This window comes from Curtobacterium sp. KBS0715 (assembly GCF_005938005.2).
GTDB lineage: Bacteria > Actinomycetota > Actinomycetes > Actinomycetales > Microbacteriaceae > Curtobacterium > Curtobacterium flaccumfaciens.
This window is the reverse complement of the sequence record NZ_VCCA02000001.1, coordinates 887,470-905,162: the sequence shown is the minus strand read 5'-3', so window position 1 is coordinate 905,162 and position 17,693 is coordinate 887,470. Positions and strand designations below refer to the sequence as shown.

Sequence of the window (17,693 nt, the reverse complement as noted above, 5' to 3'; positions counted from 1 at the left end):
GGGGTGCACAACCCCTTGGACTGGGGGTGTACAGCACGGAGCCGATCGCCGCGGGACAGGATGGGACCATGTCGACGCCGAACCCCGCCTTCGTCCCGCCCGCAGCGCAGACCACCCGCCCGGACCTGCGGGGCACGTTCGGGATGACGGCCTCGACGCACTGGATCGCGACAGCCACGGCCCAGTCGGTGCTCGAGCGCGGCGGCAACGCCTTCGACGCGGCCGTCGCCGGGGCCTTCGTCCTGCAGGTCGTGGAGCCGCACCTGAACGGCCCCGGCGGTGACCTGACGGCGGTCTCCGCGACGGCAGTGAACCCCGTGCCGACGGTGCTGGTCGGTCAGGGCCCCGCCCCCGAGGGCGCGACCCCGGAGCACTACCGCGCCGAGGGCCTCGACCTGGTCCCCGGCTCCGGCGCGCTGGCCGCGACCGTCCCCGGTGCGGTCGACGCCTGGCTGCTCCTGCTCCGCGACCACGGCACGTGGGAGCTGGCCGACGTCCTCGCCCCCGCGGTCGGGTACGCCCGCGACGGACACCCGGTCGCACCTGCGGTGGTCCGGACGATCACCGCAGTGCGCGAGCTGTTCGAGCAGCACTGGCCCACCTCCGCCACGCAGTGGCTGCCGGGAGGCACGGTGCCGGTCCCCGGGGACCTGGTGCGCAACGAGGCACTCGCTGCAGTGCTCGACCGGCTGGTCGAGGCCGGCGCCGGTGCCGGCAGCCGGACCGGCCGCATCGATGCGGCCCGGTCCGAGTGGGCGGAGGGGTTCGTCGCCGAGGCGATCGACCGGTTCGTCCGCGAACCGCACCGGCACGCGTCCGGCACCGACCACGCGGGGGTCATCCGGGCGTCCGACCTGGCGGCGTTCCGGGCGTCGTACGAACCCGCGACGACCGCCGAGTTCCGCGGCTGCACGATCGCCAAGACCGGGCCGTGGGGCCAGGGGCCGGCGCTGCTGCAGACCCTGCGGCTGCTCGAACCGCTCGACGACGCCCTGCTCGACCCGTCGACCGAGCTCGGCGCCCACACGATCGTCGAGGCGCAGAAGCTCGCCCTCGCCGACCGTGAGGCGTTCTACGGCGACGGCGAGGTCCCGATGGACGTCCTGCTCTCCGACGCCTACGCCGACGAGCGCCGTGCGCTGATCGGCGAGCGGGCCTCGGCGGAGCTCCGGCCCGGAACGATCGCCGGGGTCGAGCACGCGCTGCCGCCGGTCCGGACCTCGTACGACTCCTCCGGTTCGGTCGGGGTGGGCGAACCGACCGTGCAGGTCGCCCGTGACGCCGAAGCCGGCACCGAGGCCCCGCAGGCCGCTCCGCTCGAGGACCGCGGCGAGCCGTTCGTGACGCCCGACGGCGAGACCCGCGGCGACACGTGCCACATCGACGTCGTGGACCGCTGGGGCAACATCGTCAGCGCGACCCCGTCCGGCGGATGGCTGCAGTCGTCGCCGACGATCCCCGAACTCGGGTTCTGCCTCGGCACCCGCTTGCAGATGACCTGGCTCGAACCGGGCACGGCCTCGACCCTGCGGCCCGGCCAGCGCCCCCGCACCACGCTGACACCGACCCTGGTGCTCCGCGACGGACAGCCGGTCGCCGCGCTCGGTTCCCCCGGCGGTGACCAGCAGGACCAGTGGCAGCTGCTGTTCCTGCTGCGGTGGATCGTCGGCGGGTACTCCCCGCAGCAGGCCATCGACGCCCCGGCGCTGCACACCACGTCGTTCCCGGGGTCGTTCTGGCCGCGCACGTGGGAGCCCGCGGGCCTGGTCGTCGAGGATCGCCTGGGTGACGAGGTCATCGCGGCACTCGAGGCCCGCGGGCACGTCGTGACCCGCGGCGGTGACTGGAGCCTGGGGCGGCTGTCGTGCGTCACCCGCGACCCGGACACCGGGATCCTCGGTGCCGCCGCGAACCCGCGGGGTGCGCAGGGCTACGCCGCGGGACGCTGACCGACGCCCGTTCCTTCCCAGAACACCCGCACTTGAAAGTGGAATCGGGCGTACCTGGTCAGAACTCCCGACCAGGTACGCCCGATTCCGCCAGGTACACCGATTCCTCCGGGTACGCCCGATTCGACCAGGTACGCCCGATTCGACCAGGTACGCCCGATTCCACCAGGTACGCCCGCCTCAGAGCGTCGGGACGACCACCGCGCGGCCCGAGAGTTCCCCGGCCTCGAGCTTCCGGTACGCCTCGAGCGCGTCGGACAGCGCGTACCGCTCGACGTCGGGGACGATCTGGCCGGCGCGGTACATCGCGACGACCTCGTGCAGGTCCTCGATCGTGCCCCAGTAGGTGTTCGTGATCGTCGACTCGTACGGCGTCGCGAAGAAGTTCCACTCGGTGGTACCGCCGGCGATCCCGACGACGGTGAACCGCCCGCCGACCGCCATCGACGCCTGCGCGACCTTGATCGTGGGGGTGGCACCGACGAAGTCGAAGGCCGCGTCGACGCCGCGTCCGCCGGTGATCTCGCGGATGCGCTCGGCCTGGTCCGGGCCGCCGGGGACGGTGATCGCGCCCCGGGCGGCGGCGCGGTCCATCGCGTCCTGCTTCATGTCGGTCGCGATGACCGTGGCGCCGGTGAGCGCCGTCAGGATCTGCACGGCGATCTGCCCGAGGCCACCGAGCCCGACGACGAGCGCGAAGCGACCGCCACCGGCCAGGTTCGGCAGGGAGTTCTTGATCGCGTGGTACGGCGTGAGCGCGGCGTCACTGAGCGGTGCGGCGGCGATCGGGTCGGCGTCACCGAGCGGCACGAGGTTCCGCGCCGGGACGCTGACGTACTCCGCCATGCCGCCGTCACGCCCAAGACCGATCCCCATGTACGGGTTCGTCGCCGCGTTCTCGCAGTAGGTGTCCTGCCCCTTCGAGCAGTACGAGCAGTGCCCGCAGCCGACCGGCCCGTAGACCAGGTAGGCGTCGCCCTCGGCGAAGCCGGTGACCCCGTCGCCGACGGCCTCGACCCAGCCGGAGTTCTCGTGGCCGAGCACGAACGCGGGCGCCTGGGCTCCCGGCTGTCCCTGCTGGAACTCCCGGTACACGGCGACGTCCGAGTGGCAGGCACCGGCGCCGGCCACCTTGAGCAGGACCTCACCGGGCCCGGGTGCGGGCTTCGGGACCTCGGTCAGGGACGGGAAGGTCTGGTACTGCTCGAACACGACGGCGCGCATGGGGTTCTCCTTTGATCGCCCTTCACGCTACACCTGTCGTAGAGGACGACATGTGTCGTCCAGTCGCCTCGAGACCACGCCGTCCGGCGAACAGTCCGCGGTCGAACCGTGCTCCACCTGGACGCGACGACCGCGCCACCATGACGCCGAGCACGACCGCACCGAGCGGCCCGGTGAACACGAGGAGCAGGATCCACAGGCCACTGTGGTCCCGGTCGTGCAGTCGCCGCACGAGCAGCGACCACCGGGGCACGATGGTTACGATCGTCGGGACGAGGATCGCCAGGTCCCACGCGTCCGGCCAGACGTCCCGCCCACCGCTGCCCCAGCCGAACCACGCCCCCTGCCCGCGGTCGACCAGGTGGAACGAGACCCGCGGTGACGGGAGTGCTCCGAACGGGTCGACGTACAGTTCCCACCGCCCTCCGGTCCCGTGCGTGCCGACGACCCAGAGTGCGGCCCCGGCCAGCGCGAGCTCGAGCGCGATCACCCACCAGAACTCCGAACGACTCGCCCGCCCGTGGAACCGCCACCCCTGGGTCCAGAACCGGAGCCAGGCGACCACCGGGTTCGTCACGTCGGCCGGACCCTGCTCGAGCACGGCCCCGCGGAAACCCGTCACGCTGCTGTCCCCCATGTGCCAGATCGTAGGGCAGACCTGCGTCTTCGCCGTGAGCCCGTTGCGAGAACGATCGTTCTCCGATTGACTCAGGAGCGGTGGTCCCGTTCGGGGCCGCTCCCCCACACGAAAGGAGCGGGCATGCCCACTCGCACCGCACGCACCGCCTGGAACGGCGGCCTCGAGGACGGTTCCGGCCAGGTCGAACTCTCGAGCTCGAAGGTCGGCACGTACGACGTCTCGTTCCCGAAGCGCACCGCCGAGGACGCCTCGGGCACCACGAGCCCCGAGGAGCTCATCGCCGCCGCACACTCGGCCTGCTACGCCATGCAGTTCTCCGCGGTCCTCGGCGAGGCCGGCGGCACGGTCGAGGCCCTCGACGTCAAGGCCGACGTCTCGCTCGGCCCGGACCCGGCCGGCGGCTTCCGACTCACCGGCATCGTCCTGACCGTCAGCGGTGAGGTCTCCGGCATCGACGAGGCGGCCTTCCTCAAGGCCGCCGAGGACGCCAAGGCGACCTGCCCCGTGAGCAAGGCGCTGACCGGCGTCGAGATCACGCTGCACGCGACCTTCGAGCAGTAGGCGCGGAACGCAGGAACCGTCACCACCTGACGGACGGGAGGCCCGTGGCGACACCGCCACGGGCCTCCCGTCCGTCGTCCACCTACGCTGATTGCCGTGCCCCGATTCCTCGCCACCCCGACCCTCGTCGCCCTCTGGCTCGGCCTGCTGGCCGTCGTCGTCGGGATCGTGTTCGTCCTGACGGCTCCGCCGTCGTCCTTCGGGTGGTTCGCGTACGCCCCGCTGTCCGACTACGCGTTCGTCGCCAACGGCCGACCGTGGCAGCTGACGGCCGGACCGGTCCTCGTGCTGGTGGGCGCGGTCGTCGCGGCCTTCGCCCTCGGTCGTCTGAGCACGCGCCGCCGGGGCTGATCCGAACGCGTCCAGCGGACGTCCGGACTCGGCCGCCGTCGACTGGCACCATGGCGTGATGGCCGAGCAGCACCCCCCGGGCCCGCACAAGCCGGGCCGCCCGCCCCGGCCACGCCGCCGCAGTCTCGCGCAGCACGACCTGCGCGACGCACGGGCCCGCCTGCGCGGGACGATCTACGAGCACGTCGAGCCCGACGCCAAGGGGCGTGACCAGTACACGGCGACCCAGATCGTCGACTTCTGCCTCGACCTGGCCGAGGTCATGCTCGCCTCCGGTGCCGACACCCGCAGCGTCGAGACGGCCGTCGTCGCGGTCTCGACGAAGTGGAACCTCGCACCGCTCGACCTCGACTTCTCCGGCAGCTCGGTGACGATCCAGTACGCCCCGGCCGACGTCCCGCCGCTCGTCAAGGTCCGGACCGTGCGCTCGGACGGCTCCGACCTCGACAAGCTCGCGCGGGCGAACCAGATCGTCGACGACCTGATCCACGACGACCGTGACATGACCTCGGCGGTGAACGCCCTGGTCGCCGTGCTGCGACTCCCGCCACGGTGGCCGATGTGGCTGTCCGACGTCGGCCTGTCGATCCTCGGCATCTCGATCGCCGTGCAGGCAGGCGGCGGGTGGCGTGCCGGACTCGGGGCGTTCGTGCTGATGCTCGGGATCATCGTCTCCGGACGCTGGCTGACCGACCGGGGGTACCCGCAGTTCTTCGTGTCCGGGGCGCAGGGCGCGGTGGCGTCGGCGATCGGCACGCTGGCCATCTGGGCCGGCGTGCTCAACGCGAACGGCGCCGCGACGATGGTGGCGGCGCTCGTGGTGCTCCTGCTGCCGCACCCGTCCCTGGTGACCTGGGCGCAGGACGCCATCTCGGGGTTCCGGGCGATGGCCGTGGCCCGGGCGTTCTACATCGGGCTGGTCATCGCGGCGATCGTGGTCGGGGTGCCGGCCGGGATCGCGATGACGCACTGGCTGCAGATCGAGGTCGACCCGTCCGGCATCGTGACGCAGACCCTGCCGCTCTGGGCGTCGCTGTCGCTGACCGTGGTGTCGGCGGGCGCGAACTGCTTCGTGCAGCAGGCGAGCGCCCGGGTGATCCCCGTCGCGGTGGTGTTCTCGGTCGCCGCCGGTGCCGCGCTGTGGGCACTGCGCCAGGCCGGGCTGCCGCTGCTCGGGGCGACGTTCCTGGCGGCGGTGCTGCTCGGGGTGCTCTCGACCTACGCGGCCGTCCGGATGCGCACGGCCGTGGCGGCGATCGCGGTACCGGCGTTCTGCGGGGCGCTGCTGCCCGGTGTCGCCGTGTCGAACGCCCTGCTGAACTTCATGTCCGGGTCGTCGAGCGCCGCGCTCGACTTCGTGGCGGCGGTGTCCGTGGCACTCGGGATCGGCGCGGGCCTGGTGCTCGGCGGGCTCTTCGCGACACCCGGTGCCCGTCGAGCGCTCCGCCGGACGCGTCGGGTCGTCGTGCACTCGGTCCACAACGACACCACGGCACTCCGCGTCATCCGTGACAGCGGCTACGACCCCGGCGACGGGTCGGTGCCGCGCGGGTCGCGCTCCGGCGGCACGTCGTGAGCTGCGCTTCGTGAGCAGCAGCGGTCGGGTGCAGTGCACGCACCCGACAGCTGCTGCTCACCGAGTGGGCGTGCCGCGCTCAGCCGGCGTCGGACACCGCGCTCGACACTGCGGTCGGGGCGTCGTACTCGCCGTCCGGGATCGCGCGGAGCGCCTCGAGGACGTCGTCCGGGGCGCCCTCCTGCTCGGCCGTCGAGACCACGTCGTCCTTGGACGCCGGGTAGTCGATGCCGCTCAGGTACTTCTGGACCTGGATGGGGTTCGGTGCTGCCATGTCGGTTCCTTCCGTCAGGTTGCACCTCCCGGAGTACCCGCGGGGCGCTGCACGACGGCGCGGGGAACGCGCTCCGCGGACGAACCGCCGGTCAGATCTCCCAGCTGCCCGAGTCGTCGTCGTCCCACATCGCCAGACGGCGGGCGGCCTGCGGCTCGTACCGCTCCATCCAGCCGCGCTCGAGCCGGGCGACCGCGCGGTCGAACGCCGCCACCAGGTCGAGCTCGGCGCGCAGCAGGGCCTGCAGCTGCAGCCCCTCGTACAGGGCGATGAGCTGCTCGGCGCCGCGGCGGGGGTCCATCGTGTGCGGGGCACGGCCGATGGCGACGTCGTGTTCCAGGCCGCGCTTGATCTGGGCGAAGAAGAGCTGGTACCGCGACCGCAGGTAGGTCGCCATCGGGTGCGCCGGGTTGCCCGCGACGGACAGCAGGGCGACGAGCAGGCGCATCAGGGCCGGGTCCTCGGCGTTCGAGGCGACGATGGCGCGGAGCAGGTCCACGGTCGAGCCGTCACCGACCTCGTGCGTGACCTCGTCCATCCGGGCGCCGTTCCATCGGTCGAGCGCGGCGAGGACCAGGCCGTCCCACGACGGGAAGTGCTGCTCCAGCTCGGCGACGCTGATGCCCATCCGCTCGGCGACCTGCACGGGCCGGGCTTCGTGGAAGGGGACGTCCCGGAGCAGGTCGACGGTGGCACCCACGATCGTGATCCGCAGGTGCAGCGTGGCCGCGGCGGCCGCGGCGGCCTGCGTGTCGGCGCTGGTGTGTTCGAGCATCGTGCCCTCCGTCGTCCCCGGACGTCCTGTCCGCGTCACCCCGGGTCCGGGGCACCTCCATCCAAACGCAGAACGGGGGACACCAGAATCCCCGGTACGGGTGTCGGCACAAGGGGGGACAGACCGCGACGTCGAGCCGGTTCGCGGCCGTCCGTGCGACCATGCGGGCATGACCCCGAACGACCCCACTGCCCAGGGACTCGCGACCATGGCCTCCACCGGCTTCGAGTTCGGCGGCGATCCCGACCAGGTGGCGCACGACGTCCGGGCCATGTGGGAACAGCTCGGACGTCCCGCAGGTGCGTTCGAGGCGGCGGCGCGAGCCATCGCCGTGCTGCCCCAGCGCCCCGAGGTGCCGATCGCCGACCAGGCCCGCCGTCGCGCGTTCGAGCGGGCGATCGGCATCAACCCCGTCGAGGTCGAGCTGGCCGCCGCGATGTCGGCACGCGAGCTCCTCGAGCGGATGGCTCGCTCCGTCAGCTGCTGACGCCACGACCCGGATCCGGAGCGGACCCGCCGACGTGACCAGGAGCAGTCGACGCGACCAGGAGCCGTCGACCCGACCACACGGACGACGGGAGGCGCGGTACCCGCCGGCACCGCGCCTCCCGTCAGGTCCCCGTCAGGAACAGGCGCCCTACGGCGTCGGCATCCCGCCGTCGACGTGGAGCGTCTCGCCCACGACGTACGACGACTCCCCGCTCGCCAGGAACACGTAGGCCGGCGCGAGCTCGGCCGGCTGCCCCCAGCGACCCAGGTAGGTCTGCTCGCCCGCGCTCGGCAGCGCCTCCGGCGGCTGGCCGCCGGCCGGCTGCAGCGGCGTCCAGATCGGGCCGGGGGCGACCGCGTTGACGCGGATCCCCTTCGGCGCCAGCTGCGCCGCCAGACCCTTCGCCAGGTTGTTCACGGTCGCCTTCGTGGCCGCGTAGTGCACCAGGTGCGGCGACGGGGCGTACGCCTGGATCGACGTCGTGTTGATGATCGTGGAGCCGGGCTGCAGGTGCGGCACGGCGGCCTTCGTGATCCGGAACGTCGCGTAGGCGTTCGTCTTGAAGGTCTCGTCGAACTCCTCGTCGGAGATCTTGGTGATGTCGTCGACGTTCTGCTGCTTGCCGGCGTTGTTCACCAGGATGTCGAGGCCACCGAGCTGCTCGACCGCGTCGGCCACGAGCTGCTCGCAGACCTCGAGCGAGGTGATGTCGCCCGGCAGCGCGACGGCCTTGCGTCCGGCGGCCTCGATGAGCCCGACGATGCGGTCGGCGTCCTCCTGCTCCTCGGGCAGGTACGAGATCGCGACGTCCGCGCCCTCGCGGGCGTAGGCGATGGCCACGGCGGCACCGATGCCGGAGTCGCCACCGGTGACGAGCGCCTTGCGTCCGGTCAGACGACCCGAGCCGCGGTAGGTGTCCTCACCGTGGTCTGCGGGGACGTTCTGCGCCATCTCCGCGTCGGTGCCGGCACCCTCGAGGTACTGCTCGTCGGGCTTCTTGTCGGCGTACATCTTCGTGGGGTCCTGCATCACGTACTGGTCAGGCCCGGTCTGGTCGTTCTGCTGGTCCGTCATGTCGCCGACGGTACGCAGGGGGTCGCTGCGGGCCGTCCAGGAGGCTGTCCCCCGTTGCGCAGAGCGGCCTGCGCCCGCCGGCCGCACCGCTCCAGGGCCGGCAGGTGCGTGATCCTCGTTTGTCACGGTCCGGTGACGGGCAGGCTCCGATTCGGTAACACCTGTCGTTCTGTCCCGGTCGAGGCCCTACCGTCGAACGGTGACTCCTCGGACCCTGCTGGCGCTCGGCGCCGCCGTGCTGGCCTTCTCGGCCGGTGCGCTCACGTTCGACGGCACCACCGGGCTCGGGGCGGACTTCGCCGTGGCCGCCGAGACCTCGCACGACGCCGCTCCGGTGCACGTGACGAAGGCGGAACTCCGCCGGGTGGACTCGATCGAGCTCGACGCCGAGGCCCTGGTGCTCCGGAACGGCGACGACACCGTGGTGAAGTCCTCGATGCGCGACTCCGGACTCACCGTGAGTGTGCTGAACCGCCTGCTCGGCACCCCCTCGCGCACACAGACGGCCGAGGGCGACGGCGGGGCGTGCTTCCCCGCCAGCACCACCTACACCTGGGGCGGCGCCCTCCGCGTCGCAGCCCTGGCGACCGACGCGGCGGCCGGCAACGCGGTCGAGATCCGGGTGCTGCGCGACTCGGTCCGCAGCGTGCTCGGCAAGCGGATCGAGCTGACCGGCCCGGGCGGTGTCCGGGTGGGCGACGACATCGCGGACGAGATCGCCGACGCCCCCCGCTCGGAGCGGGTCTCCTTCGGCTCGGACGACTCGCGCGCCTGGCAGCTCCTGCTCCGCGAGGGCTGGGCCGACCGGCACGACGACGAGAACGACGACGACGAGTCGAGCAAGCACTTCGACGACGTCGGCACCAACGGGGTCTCCGCCCTGACGAACGAGACGACCGTCACGGTGCTCGGTTCACCGATGCCCGTCCACGCGCAGCGGAGCTGCTGACAGCGAGCAGAGCGCGGAGCTGCTGACAGCGAGCAGAGCGCGGAGCTGCTGACAGCGAGCAGAGCGCGGAGCTGCTGAGGCGACTCAGGTCCGCAGCGTCGCGATCACCGGGAAGTGGTCGCTGGCGAACCAGGTCTCGGGGCCGTCGTGGTCGATCACGACGCGGTCCACGGCGCAGACGTCTCGGGTCAGCACCCAGTCGATCCGCTCGCCCGAGTCGACCGGCGGCTGCCAGTCGTTGAACGTGGCGGTGCGGTCGGCGGGGTCCCCCGCGGCGAGCCAGGCGTCGGCGAACCCGGCCTCGGCGAACACCCGCGAGGCCGTCCCGCTGCCCGCGGGTTCGTTGCAGTCGCCCGCGAACACGACCGGGCCGGTGGCGCTCGCGAGTCGTTCGGCGATGAGGGCGGCGCTCCGACCGCGCACCTCGTCGCCGTGCGGGCCGGGCTCGTGGTCCAGGTGCGTGGTGAGCAGGGTGAACGCGGGCCCTTCGGCGTCGAGGAACCGGGCGTGGTTCGCGATCCGCGGGTACAGGCTGCCCCAGGTGTTCGAGACGGGTTCGTCCGGGGTGTCCGACAGCCAGAACGACCCCTCGTCGGACGGACGGAACCGGTCGCGGCGGTAGAAGACGGCCGCGTGTTCCCCGGCGTCGCCGCCCTCGCGCCCCTGCCCGACGTCGGCGTGGTCGGGCAGCCCGGCACGCAGGTCGTCCATCTGGTGTGCGAAGGCCTCCTGCACGCACAGCAGGTCGGGGTCGTGTCGGCGGATGAGGTCGAGCACGACCGGCAGGCGGGCCGGCCAGTCGTGCGCGGGGTCCGGGTTCTTGATGTTGTAGGTCATCAGGACGATCGGGCGTGCGGCGCTGGTCACACCGAGAACCTACCGACCGGTTGCCCGGCGGGTTCCCATCAGTAGATGCAGGTGCTGTCGTTGCCGTAGTTGTGCACGTCGGTCGACTTGGGCGACGGTTCCTTCGCGGGCTGCTTCGTCGGCTTCGAGTCCGTGCTCGAACCGCCGGTCGACGGCGTCGATGCCCCGGCGCTCGGCTCGGTCGCGATCGGCTTCACGGTCGCGCCGTCGGTGCCGAGCACCAGCGTGACACCGGTGACCGCAGTGGTCCGGACGGCGACGGCACCGGGCACTGCGGACGCGACGGCCTTCGCCTGCGACTCCTGGCCGGCGGGGTACTGCACCTGGGTGGTCTTCGTGGTCGCGGAGGAGCCAGGCGGGGCGACCTGGAACCCACGGGCGGTCAGGACCTGCCCCGCAGCCGCCGCGGCGCCCTGGACCTCGCTGCCGTTCAGGACGGTGACCGAGGTGTTCGCGGGCTGGGCTCGGCCGGCCTTCGTGTACGCCTCGGGTTCGCCGACCAGGCCCTGCACGAAGGCGGGCAGACCGACGGTGTCGACCTCGACGATCGACAGGGCGGAGCCGTTCGCGTAGATGGTCGGCGTGCCGAGCGTCGGGATCGTGGCGGACTGGATGTTGCCGGGCCGGAGGTTGCGCATCTGCGACGCCAAGGACACCAGGTCGGTGTCGGTCTGGATCGAGTCACCGATGGCGCCGAGGATGTTGTTCATCTTCACCGGGTTGAGCAGCGTGCCCGCCGACAGGACCTTCCGGGCCTCCTGCGACAGGAAGTACTGCTGCCGCACGTTGCGGTCGAGGTCGCCGTTCGGCAGGCCGTGGCGCTGTCGCACGAAGGACAGTGCCTCCTTCGCGTTGAGCGAGGACTTGCCCGCCGGCAGGTTCACGCCGGAGTACGGGTCGTTGGTGGCCTGCTTCAGGCAGACCTGGACCGGTCCGAGTTCCTTGACCACCTGGTAGAAGCCGAGCAGCGAGACGCGGACGTAGTGGTCGATCTGCAGGCCGCTCAGGTTCTCGATGGTCTTGATGAGCATCTTCGCACCGCCGGTGTCCCCACCGCCGTTGAGCGTGCCGTAGTAGAAGGCGCTGTTGAGCTTGCCCTTGCCGACGTCCGGGATGTCGACGTACGAGTCGCGGGGGAACGAGATCATCGTCGCCTGGGTGCCGTCTGCGTTGATGTGCAGCACGATCATCGTGTCGGTGTTCGTCGCACCGCCGTCGTCCTCGGTGCTGAGTTCGGCGAGCTGCTCCGGGGTCGCGTTGTCCGGGCGGTGGTCGTCGCCGACGAGCAGGATGTTCTGCGCCTTGCCGTCGACGTCGTCCTTCTGGCTCTTCGTGCCGGCGATCGCGTCGATGTGCGTGACGCCGCTCTGCAGGCGGTTGAACGCGAAGGCCGCGTAGCCGCCGCTCAGCAGGAGGGCCATGGTGAGCACTCCCGCGACCGCCGGGAACACGACGCCCGCGCGTCGCTTCTGGCGCCCGTGGCGCGGCGTCGCGGCACCGCGGCGTGCGGGCTCGGTCGTCTGCTCGGGTTCGTTGCTCACCGGGAAACCATAACCGCCGCGCGGGGAACGGACATGGGATGCGCCTGGAAGGTCGCCCCGTACTCGCCGTCACCCCGGGCGGACGGGAGGCCCGTGGCGGCGTCGCCACGGGCCTCCCGTCCGTCTCCTGGTCGCGCTCGTCGCGCTAGTCGCGCGACGGGAGGAGGTGGATCGCCTCCATGGCGAGCTCGGCAGCGATGGGGTCCTTCGCGACGACGGCGTCCTTGAGCTTCGTCAGCTCGGGCAGGATCACGTCGGCCGGCAGGAGCTCGGCGAGCTCCGGCACGCGGAGCTTGAACGAGAGCCCGTCGGTCGTCGAGTTGCAGAGCTGCACGAGCGACGGGTTGCCGCACGCGTCGGCCCACATGGCGTAGATGCCGGCGCCCTCACGCGCGACCTTGTCCTGCTCGTCGGCGCTCACCCGTGCGTGCACGTCGTCGAGCATCTTCACGATCTTCTTGCGCTGCGCGTCCGTGAACCGGGGCACCGCGAGCCGCACGACGCCGCCGTAGATCACGCCGAGGGTGCGGTACGCGTCGAGGAGTTCTTCCTTCGTCGGCGCCGCGACCCGGGTGTAGCGGTTCGGCGCCATCTCGATGAGTCCGGCCCGGGCGAGTTCGGCGAGGGCCTCGCGGATGGGCGTCCGGGAGACACCGAGCCAGGCGATCAGGTCGTCGTCGTTGAGGCGTTCCCCGGGCTCGAGCGTGCCGTCCATGATGGCGTCTCGGATCTTGTCCTGCACCGTGTCACGGAGGAGCTTGCGCTCGGCAGCGGGCTGCGTCGAGGGAACTGGCATGGGTCCAGCGTGTCACATGTCAGGGCGCGTGCGCGAGAGGCGCGACGGCCACCAGGCCCGGTGCCCGAGGTCGTAGGCCAGCGCCGGCACGAGCAGTGAGCGGACCACGATCGTGTCGAGCAGGACGCCGAACGCGACGACGAACGCGATCTGCACGAGGAACAGGATCGGGATCACGCCGAGGGCGGCGAACGTGGCGGCGAGCACGACGCCCGCCGACGTGATCACCCCGCCGGTCACCCCGAGTCCGCGCAGGACACCCTCACGTGGACCGTGCCGCAGCGCCTCCTCACGCACCCGTGTCATGAGGAAGATGTTGTAGTCGACGCCGAGTGCCACCAGGAACACGAACGAGTACAGCGGCACGCTCGGGTCCGCGCCCGGGAAGTGGAACACGTGGTCGAAGACGAGCGCTCCGACACCGAGGGCCGCCGCGAAGGACACGATCACGCTGCCGATCAGGACGAGCGGCGCAACGATGCTGCGGAGCAGGAGCATCAGGATCAGCAGGATGACCACGAGCACCACGGGGATGATGAGCGTGCGGTCGCGGATCCCGGTGTCGTTCGTGTCGACCGCCGTCGCGGTGACGCCACCGACGATCGCTCCAGGGTCGACGCGTTCGACGGCGGTGCGGAGGTCGCGGACGGTCTGCTCGGCGGCGTCCGAGTCGGCGGCGTCGGACAGCGTCGCCTCGAGCAGGACGTCACCGCGGGAGACGGTCGGCGTGCTGCTGCTGGCGGCGTCCCCGGTCACCGGGACGGTACCGACGGGGCTGTCCTTCGCTGCGGCGACCACACCGTCGACCCCGTCCACCGCGGTGATCGCGTCGACGAGCTGGCCGAGGTCGCGCTCCGCGCCGATGACCTGCGCGGGACTGCCGGAACCGCCCGGGAAGTGGTCGGCCAGCACGTCCTGACCGTCACGGGCCTCGGACGACCCGATGATCAGGTCGCTCTGCGGCACCCCGTCCGCCTTGAGTCCGAACAGGCCGGCACCCATCGCGAGCAGGCCGACCGTGCAGACGATCCACACCACCCGGGACCGACGGGCGACGAGCCGACCGACGCGCGCCCAGATGCCGCGGGCGCCCGGACCGGTGAGCTCGGGGTGGGCGCTGCCGAACGCGGGACGCAGCGGCCAGAACGCCGCGCGGCGGAACGCGAGCAGCAGCGCGGGCAGGAGTGTCAGGGCGGCGAGCAGGCTGAACGCGATGCCGATGGCCGCGACCGGGCCGAGCGCCTTGTTCGAGTTGAGGTCCGAGAGCAGCAGGCAGAGCACCCCGACGATCACCGTGCCGCCCGAGGCCAGGATCGGCTCGAGGCTCCCCCGCAGAGCGGCCTTCGTCGCGTCCCAACCGGTGCGGTGGTCGCGCAGCGCCTCGCGGAAGCGCGAGGTGTACAGGAGCGCGTAGTCCGTCGCCGCACCGATCACGAGGATCGACAGGATCCCCTGCACCTGCCCGTTGACCGTCACGATGTCGGCCTTGGCGAGCCACCAGACCACGAGGATCGAGGCGCACAGGGCGAAGGTGGCGGTCCCGAGCACGAGGACGGGCAGCAGGGGTGATCGGTAGACGATGATCAGGATCACGAACACCGCGGCGAGCGCCACCCCGAGCAGCAGTCCGTCGATGCCGGCGAAGGCTTCGGTCAGGTCCGCGGTGAACCCGGCGGGACCGGTGACGTAGCCGCTCACACCGGACGGGAGCGCGTCGTCGACGTCGGCGCGGATGGCCTCGACCGCGTCCCCGGCCTCGGCGTCCTGCGTGAGTGTGGCGACGATCTCGACCGCGTCGCCATCCTCGCTCGGGATCACCGGGCTGACGGCGTCGACGTCGTCGCGGTCGGACAGCGTCGTGGCGAGTGCCTTCGCGTCGGCGAGGTCGGTCGACGTCAGGCCGCCGTCGCGCTCGAGGACGATGATCGCGGGCGCCCCCGACTCGTCGCGGAACTCGGAGGATCGCTCCTGCACCTTCGTGGCGTCGGCCGAGGCGGGCAGGAACGAGGTCTGGTCGTTGGTGGAGACCTCGGAGATCTTGCCGAAGAAGGGACCGCCGACGGAGGCGATGCCGAGCCAGACCACGATGACGAGCGCGGGGAGGACGATGCGGAGGAAGCGGGACACGTCGGTGAGCGTACACCGATCGTCAGCATGCTGATTACTTGACGGGCGAGCGCACCCGCCGACCATAGAATCACGACATGCAGGACACGACCGAGCAGTGGCCCCTCGGGCGCCTGCTGTCCGCGGCCGCGCGGTCCGTCGAACGGGACTGGGACGAACGCCTCCGCGCCATCGGGCTCTCGCACGCCGCGGTCGTCGCGATCGACATCCTCATCCGGACCGGACCGACCGGCGCCGACACCATCGCCCGCACGGCCCGGGTCCAGCCGCAGACGATGTCGCGCACCCTCGAGCGGATGGAGCGGGACGGCCTCGTCGAACGCACCCCGCACGCCGCCGACCGTCGGCGCCGCGTGGTCAGCGTGACGCCCGCCGGCCGGTCCGCGTGGGAGACCGCGCGGCACATCGAGCGCGAGGTCCTGCCGGAGGACCCGGCGCTCCGGACGGCACTGGGCGAACTGCTCGCCAAGCCGCAGTCCGGGTGAAACACTGTTCATGAAATACCACATGCGATAAGATCCTGTGGTCGGTGCGTGCCGACCTGACCACAGGAGCCCCCGCATGTCCGAACGCCGAGCCGCCCGGGCGGCCGCAGCACACACTCTCCGCGCACCCCGTCGCAGTACCCGGCGACGGCGACCGTTCCTGGTCGCCCTGGTCGCGACGCTCGGCTCGCTCGTCGGTGTCGCCCTGGTCCTCGCCGTCGTGGCGAGCGTGTTCGTCGGCGGACTCGCCCGGAGTTTCGACGCCGGTCGCGACACCATCGCCGACCCGTTCCCGAGCGGTGCGCGGCCGAGCACGTCCAGCGGTGAGAACATCCTGCTCATCGGATCCGACGCTCGCGCGCAGGGCGGCCCCGAGGGCGCGCGGCCCGAGCTCGGCGGGCGCTCCGACACCCTGATGCTGGCGCACGTCCCCGCCGATCGACAGCACGTGTACCTCATGTCGATCATGCGCGACTCGTGGGTCGAGGTCCCCGGACACGGGCGCGCGAAGATCAACGCGGCCTACTCCTGGGGTGGTGTCGCCCTCACCACGGAGACCGTCGAACAGCTCCTGGACATCCGGATCGACCACGTGGCGGAGATCGACTTCGCCGGGTTCGAGGACATGACCGATGCCCTCGGCGGCGTCACGGTCGACTCCCCCCGGGCGTTCTCGGCACGCGGCCACGACTTCACGGCCGGGGCGAACCGGCTCGACGGGGCCGCAGCACTGGCCTTCGTCCGGGAGCGCTACTCCTTCGTCGACGCCGACCACACCCGCGTCCGCAACCAGCAGGCGTTCATGCGCGGCGTCGTGAACGGGCTGCTGTCCCGTGGCACCGTCACCAACCCCGGGCGCATCCAGGACTTCGTGGCCGCGACGAGTGCGCACCTGTCGGTCGACGCCGGGTTCTCGTTCGCACGGATGGCGGAACTCGGGTGGTCGCTCCGAGCGGTCCGAGCGGACGACCTCGTGACCTTCACCGTGCCGACCGCGGGCTCCGGGACGTCACCGGACGGGCAGTCGATCGTGAACCTGAACGAGCTCGCCGTCGGGTCCCTGTCCCAGGCGCTCCGGTCCGACGACGTCGCTGGCTGGCTCGCCGACAACCCGCAGTAGTCCGGCACCGCGAGGCCGCACGCACGACGACGCCCCACGACTCGAGGTCGTGGGGCGTCGTCGTGTTCGGTCTGCGGAGAGATCAGGCGGGGAGCTGGAGCTCCTGGCCGGCGTAGATCAGGTTCGCGTCGTCGATGGTCGACGTGTTCGCGGCCCAGAGCTGCTTCCAGCCACCGTCGATCCCGAGCTTCGTCGCGATCGTGTCGAGCGTGTCACCCGAGGCGATCGTGTACGTCTTGCCGCTCGTCTTGACCGGGGCCGGCTTGCTCGGCGTGGTCGCTGCCGGGGCGGGCGTCGCCTCGGTCGTGCTCGGCTGCGGGGCGGCCTGCTCGGCAGGAGCCGGTGCCGGTGCGGCGGGCTGCGGGGCAGCCTGCTGTGCGGGGGCCGGAGCCGGTGCGGGGGCCGGAGCAGCCGCGGCGGGGGCCGCACCGCTGGTGCCGCTCAGCCCGAGCTGGGCGGAGCAGGCGGGCCATGCGCCCCAGCCCTGCGAGGCGAGGACACGCTCGGCGACGGCGATCTGGGCCTCGCGGCTGGCGGAGGCGGGGTTGCCCGCGCCACCGTTGGCCTGCCAGGTACCGAGGTTGAACTGCAGGCCACCGTAGTAGCCGTTGCCGGTGTTGATGGCCCAGTTGCCACCGGACTCGCACTGCGCGAGCTGGTCCCAGGTCGAACCGGACGCTGCGTTCGCGGGGGCTGCCGCGAGGCCGACACCGGTCGCGGCGATGCCGGCGAACGCCAGGCCACCGACGATGGTGCGGGTACGGGAAAGCTTCTTCATGTGATTGCTCCACCGGGGTCACGAGCCGCATCTGCTGCGGAATCCACTGCCCACCCCGACCGATCGCGGTCAGTTGTGGGGGTGCGCCACCGGGGGCAGTGGTCATCGGGCCGGCG

At 71.8% G+C, this 17,693-nt stretch carries 18 protein-coding genes; 8 read left to right on the top strand and 10 right to left on the bottom strand.

From position 1 onward, the window contains the following. The first annotated feature begins 68 nt into the window (after positions 1-68). Positions 69-1,949, top strand: a complete 1,881-nt coding sequence (locus FFG40_RS04440) for a gamma-glutamyltransferase family protein (protein ID WP_138802378.1) — start codon at positions 69-71, stop codon at positions 1,947-1,949. Positions 1,950-2,129: 180 nt separating this feature from the next. On the opposite strand, the gene FFG40_RS04435 is transcribed toward FFG40_RS04440, so the two are convergent. Further along, positions 2,130-3,173, bottom strand: coding sequence for an NAD(P)-dependent alcohol dehydrogenase (locus FFG40_RS04435; RefSeq protein WP_071245854.1), 1,044 nt, complete (start codon positions 3,171-3,173; stop codon positions 2,130-2,132). 22 nt (positions 3,174-3,195) lie between these two features. Beyond that, positions 3,196-3,810: a DUF805 domain-containing protein gene (locus tag FFG40_RS04430; RefSeq protein ID WP_138802377.1), complete on the bottom strand. Its 615-nt coding sequence runs from the start codon at positions 3,808-3,810 to the stop codon at positions 3,196-3,198. Positions 3,811-3,933: 123 nt separating this feature from the next. Between FFG40_RS04430 and FFG40_RS04425 the strand changes: the two genes are divergently transcribed. The 3 genes from FFG40_RS04425 (at position 3,934) to FFG40_RS04415 (ending at position 6,301) form a co-directional block, all read left to right on the top strand. After that, on the top strand, positions 3,934-4,374 hold the full coding sequence (locus FFG40_RS04425; RefSeq protein ID WP_138802376.1) for an OsmC family peroxiredoxin: 441 nt from the start codon (positions 3,934-3,936) through the stop codon (positions 4,372-4,374). A gap of 96 nt (positions 4,375-4,470) precedes the next feature. After that, complete coding sequence (locus FFG40_RS04420; RefSeq protein WP_138802375.1) at positions 4,471-4,725, top strand: hypothetical protein; 255 nt, start codon at positions 4,471-4,473, stop codon at positions 4,723-4,725. A 58-nt stretch (positions 4,726-4,783) separates the two neighbouring features. After that, positions 4,784-6,301, top strand: coding sequence for a threonine/serine exporter ThrE family protein (locus FFG40_RS04415; protein WP_138802374.1), 1,518 nt, complete (start codon positions 4,784-4,786; stop codon positions 6,299-6,301). 79 nt (positions 6,302-6,380) lie between these two features. Here the strand turns inward: FFG40_RS04415 and FFG40_RS04410 are convergent, their stop codons facing one another. Both FFG40_RS04410 and FFG40_RS04405 read right to left on the bottom strand, forming a co-directional pair. Next, complete coding sequence (locus FFG40_RS04410) at positions 6,381-6,575, bottom strand: DUF2795 domain-containing protein (RefSeq protein ID WP_027467172.1); 195 nt, start codon at positions 6,573-6,575, stop codon at positions 6,381-6,383. A 91-nt stretch (positions 6,576-6,666) separates the two neighbouring features. After that, the gene (locus tag FFG40_RS04405; protein ID WP_027467173.1) at positions 6,667-7,350 is read right to left on the bottom strand and encodes a TetR/AcrR family transcriptional regulator; all 684 of its coding nucleotides are present in this window, start codon (positions 7,348-7,350) and stop codon (positions 6,667-6,669) included. A 169-nt stretch (positions 7,351-7,519) separates the two neighbouring features. Between FFG40_RS04405 and FFG40_RS04400 the strand changes: the two genes are divergently transcribed. Beyond that, entirely contained in the window at positions 7,520-7,837 is a 318-nt protein-coding gene (locus tag FFG40_RS04400; RefSeq protein WP_138802373.1) for a hypothetical protein, read from the top strand. Positions 7,838-7,987: 150 nt separating this feature from the next. Here FFG40_RS04400 and FFG40_RS04395 read toward each other — a convergent pair whose 3' ends face one another. Continuing rightward, the gene (locus FFG40_RS04395; protein ID WP_027467175.1) at positions 7,988-8,914 is read right to left on the bottom strand and encodes an SDR family oxidoreductase; all 927 of its coding nucleotides are present in this window, start codon (positions 8,912-8,914) and stop codon (positions 7,988-7,990) included. 199 nt (positions 8,915-9,113) lie between these two features. On the opposite strand from FFG40_RS04395, the gene FFG40_RS04390 reads away from it, so the two are divergent. Further along, a complete protein-coding gene (locus FFG40_RS04390) occupies positions 9,114-9,863 on the top strand; it encodes a hypothetical protein (protein WP_138802372.1) in 750 nt (249 codons plus the stop codon). Positions 9,864-9,947: 84 nt separating this feature from the next. Here FFG40_RS04390 and FFG40_RS04385 read toward each other — a convergent pair whose 3' ends face one another. From FFG40_RS04385 to FFG40_RS04370, 4 genes are all read right to left on the bottom strand, one after another. Further along, the gene (locus tag FFG40_RS04385) at positions 9,948-10,730 is read right to left on the bottom strand and encodes an endonuclease/exonuclease/phosphatase family protein (RefSeq protein WP_138802371.1); all 783 of its coding nucleotides are present in this window, start codon (positions 10,728-10,730) and stop codon (positions 9,948-9,950) included. 38 nt (positions 10,731-10,768) lie between these two features. Next, positions 10,769-12,271, bottom strand: a complete 1,503-nt coding sequence (locus tag FFG40_RS04380) for an LCP family protein (RefSeq protein WP_138802370.1) — start codon at positions 12,269-12,271, stop codon at positions 10,769-10,771. Positions 12,272-12,416: 145 nt separating this feature from the next. After that, positions 12,417-13,067, bottom strand: coding sequence for a GntR family transcriptional regulator (locus tag FFG40_RS04375; protein WP_138802369.1), 651 nt, complete (start codon positions 13,065-13,067; stop codon positions 12,417-12,419). 12 nt (positions 13,068-13,079) lie between these two features. After that, on the bottom strand, positions 13,080-15,194 hold the full coding sequence (locus FFG40_RS04370; RefSeq protein WP_138802368.1) for an efflux RND transporter permease subunit: 2,115 nt from the start codon (positions 15,192-15,194) through the stop codon (positions 13,080-13,082). 77 nt (positions 15,195-15,271) lie between these two features. On the opposite strand from FFG40_RS04370, the gene FFG40_RS04365 reads away from it, so the two are divergent. Next, complete coding sequence (locus FFG40_RS04365; RefSeq protein ID WP_138802367.1) at positions 15,272-15,679, top strand: MarR family winged helix-turn-helix transcriptional regulator; 408 nt, start codon at positions 15,272-15,274, stop codon at positions 15,677-15,679. A 76-nt stretch (positions 15,680-15,755) separates the two neighbouring features. Beyond that, the gene (locus FFG40_RS04360) at positions 15,756-16,799 is read left to right on the top strand and encodes an LCP family protein (protein ID WP_138802366.1); all 1,044 of its coding nucleotides are present in this window, start codon (positions 15,756-15,758) and stop codon (positions 16,797-16,799) included. Positions 16,800-16,881: 82 nt separating this feature from the next. Here FFG40_RS04360 and FFG40_RS17360 read toward each other — a convergent pair whose 3' ends face one another. After that, positions 16,882-17,577 carry a transglycosylase family protein gene (locus FFG40_RS17360; protein WP_138802365.1) on the bottom strand — a complete coding sequence of 232 codons (696 nt, stop codon included), beginning with the start codon at positions 17,575-17,577 and terminating at the stop codon, positions 16,882-16,884. Positions 17,578-17,693 lie beyond the last annotated feature (116 nt).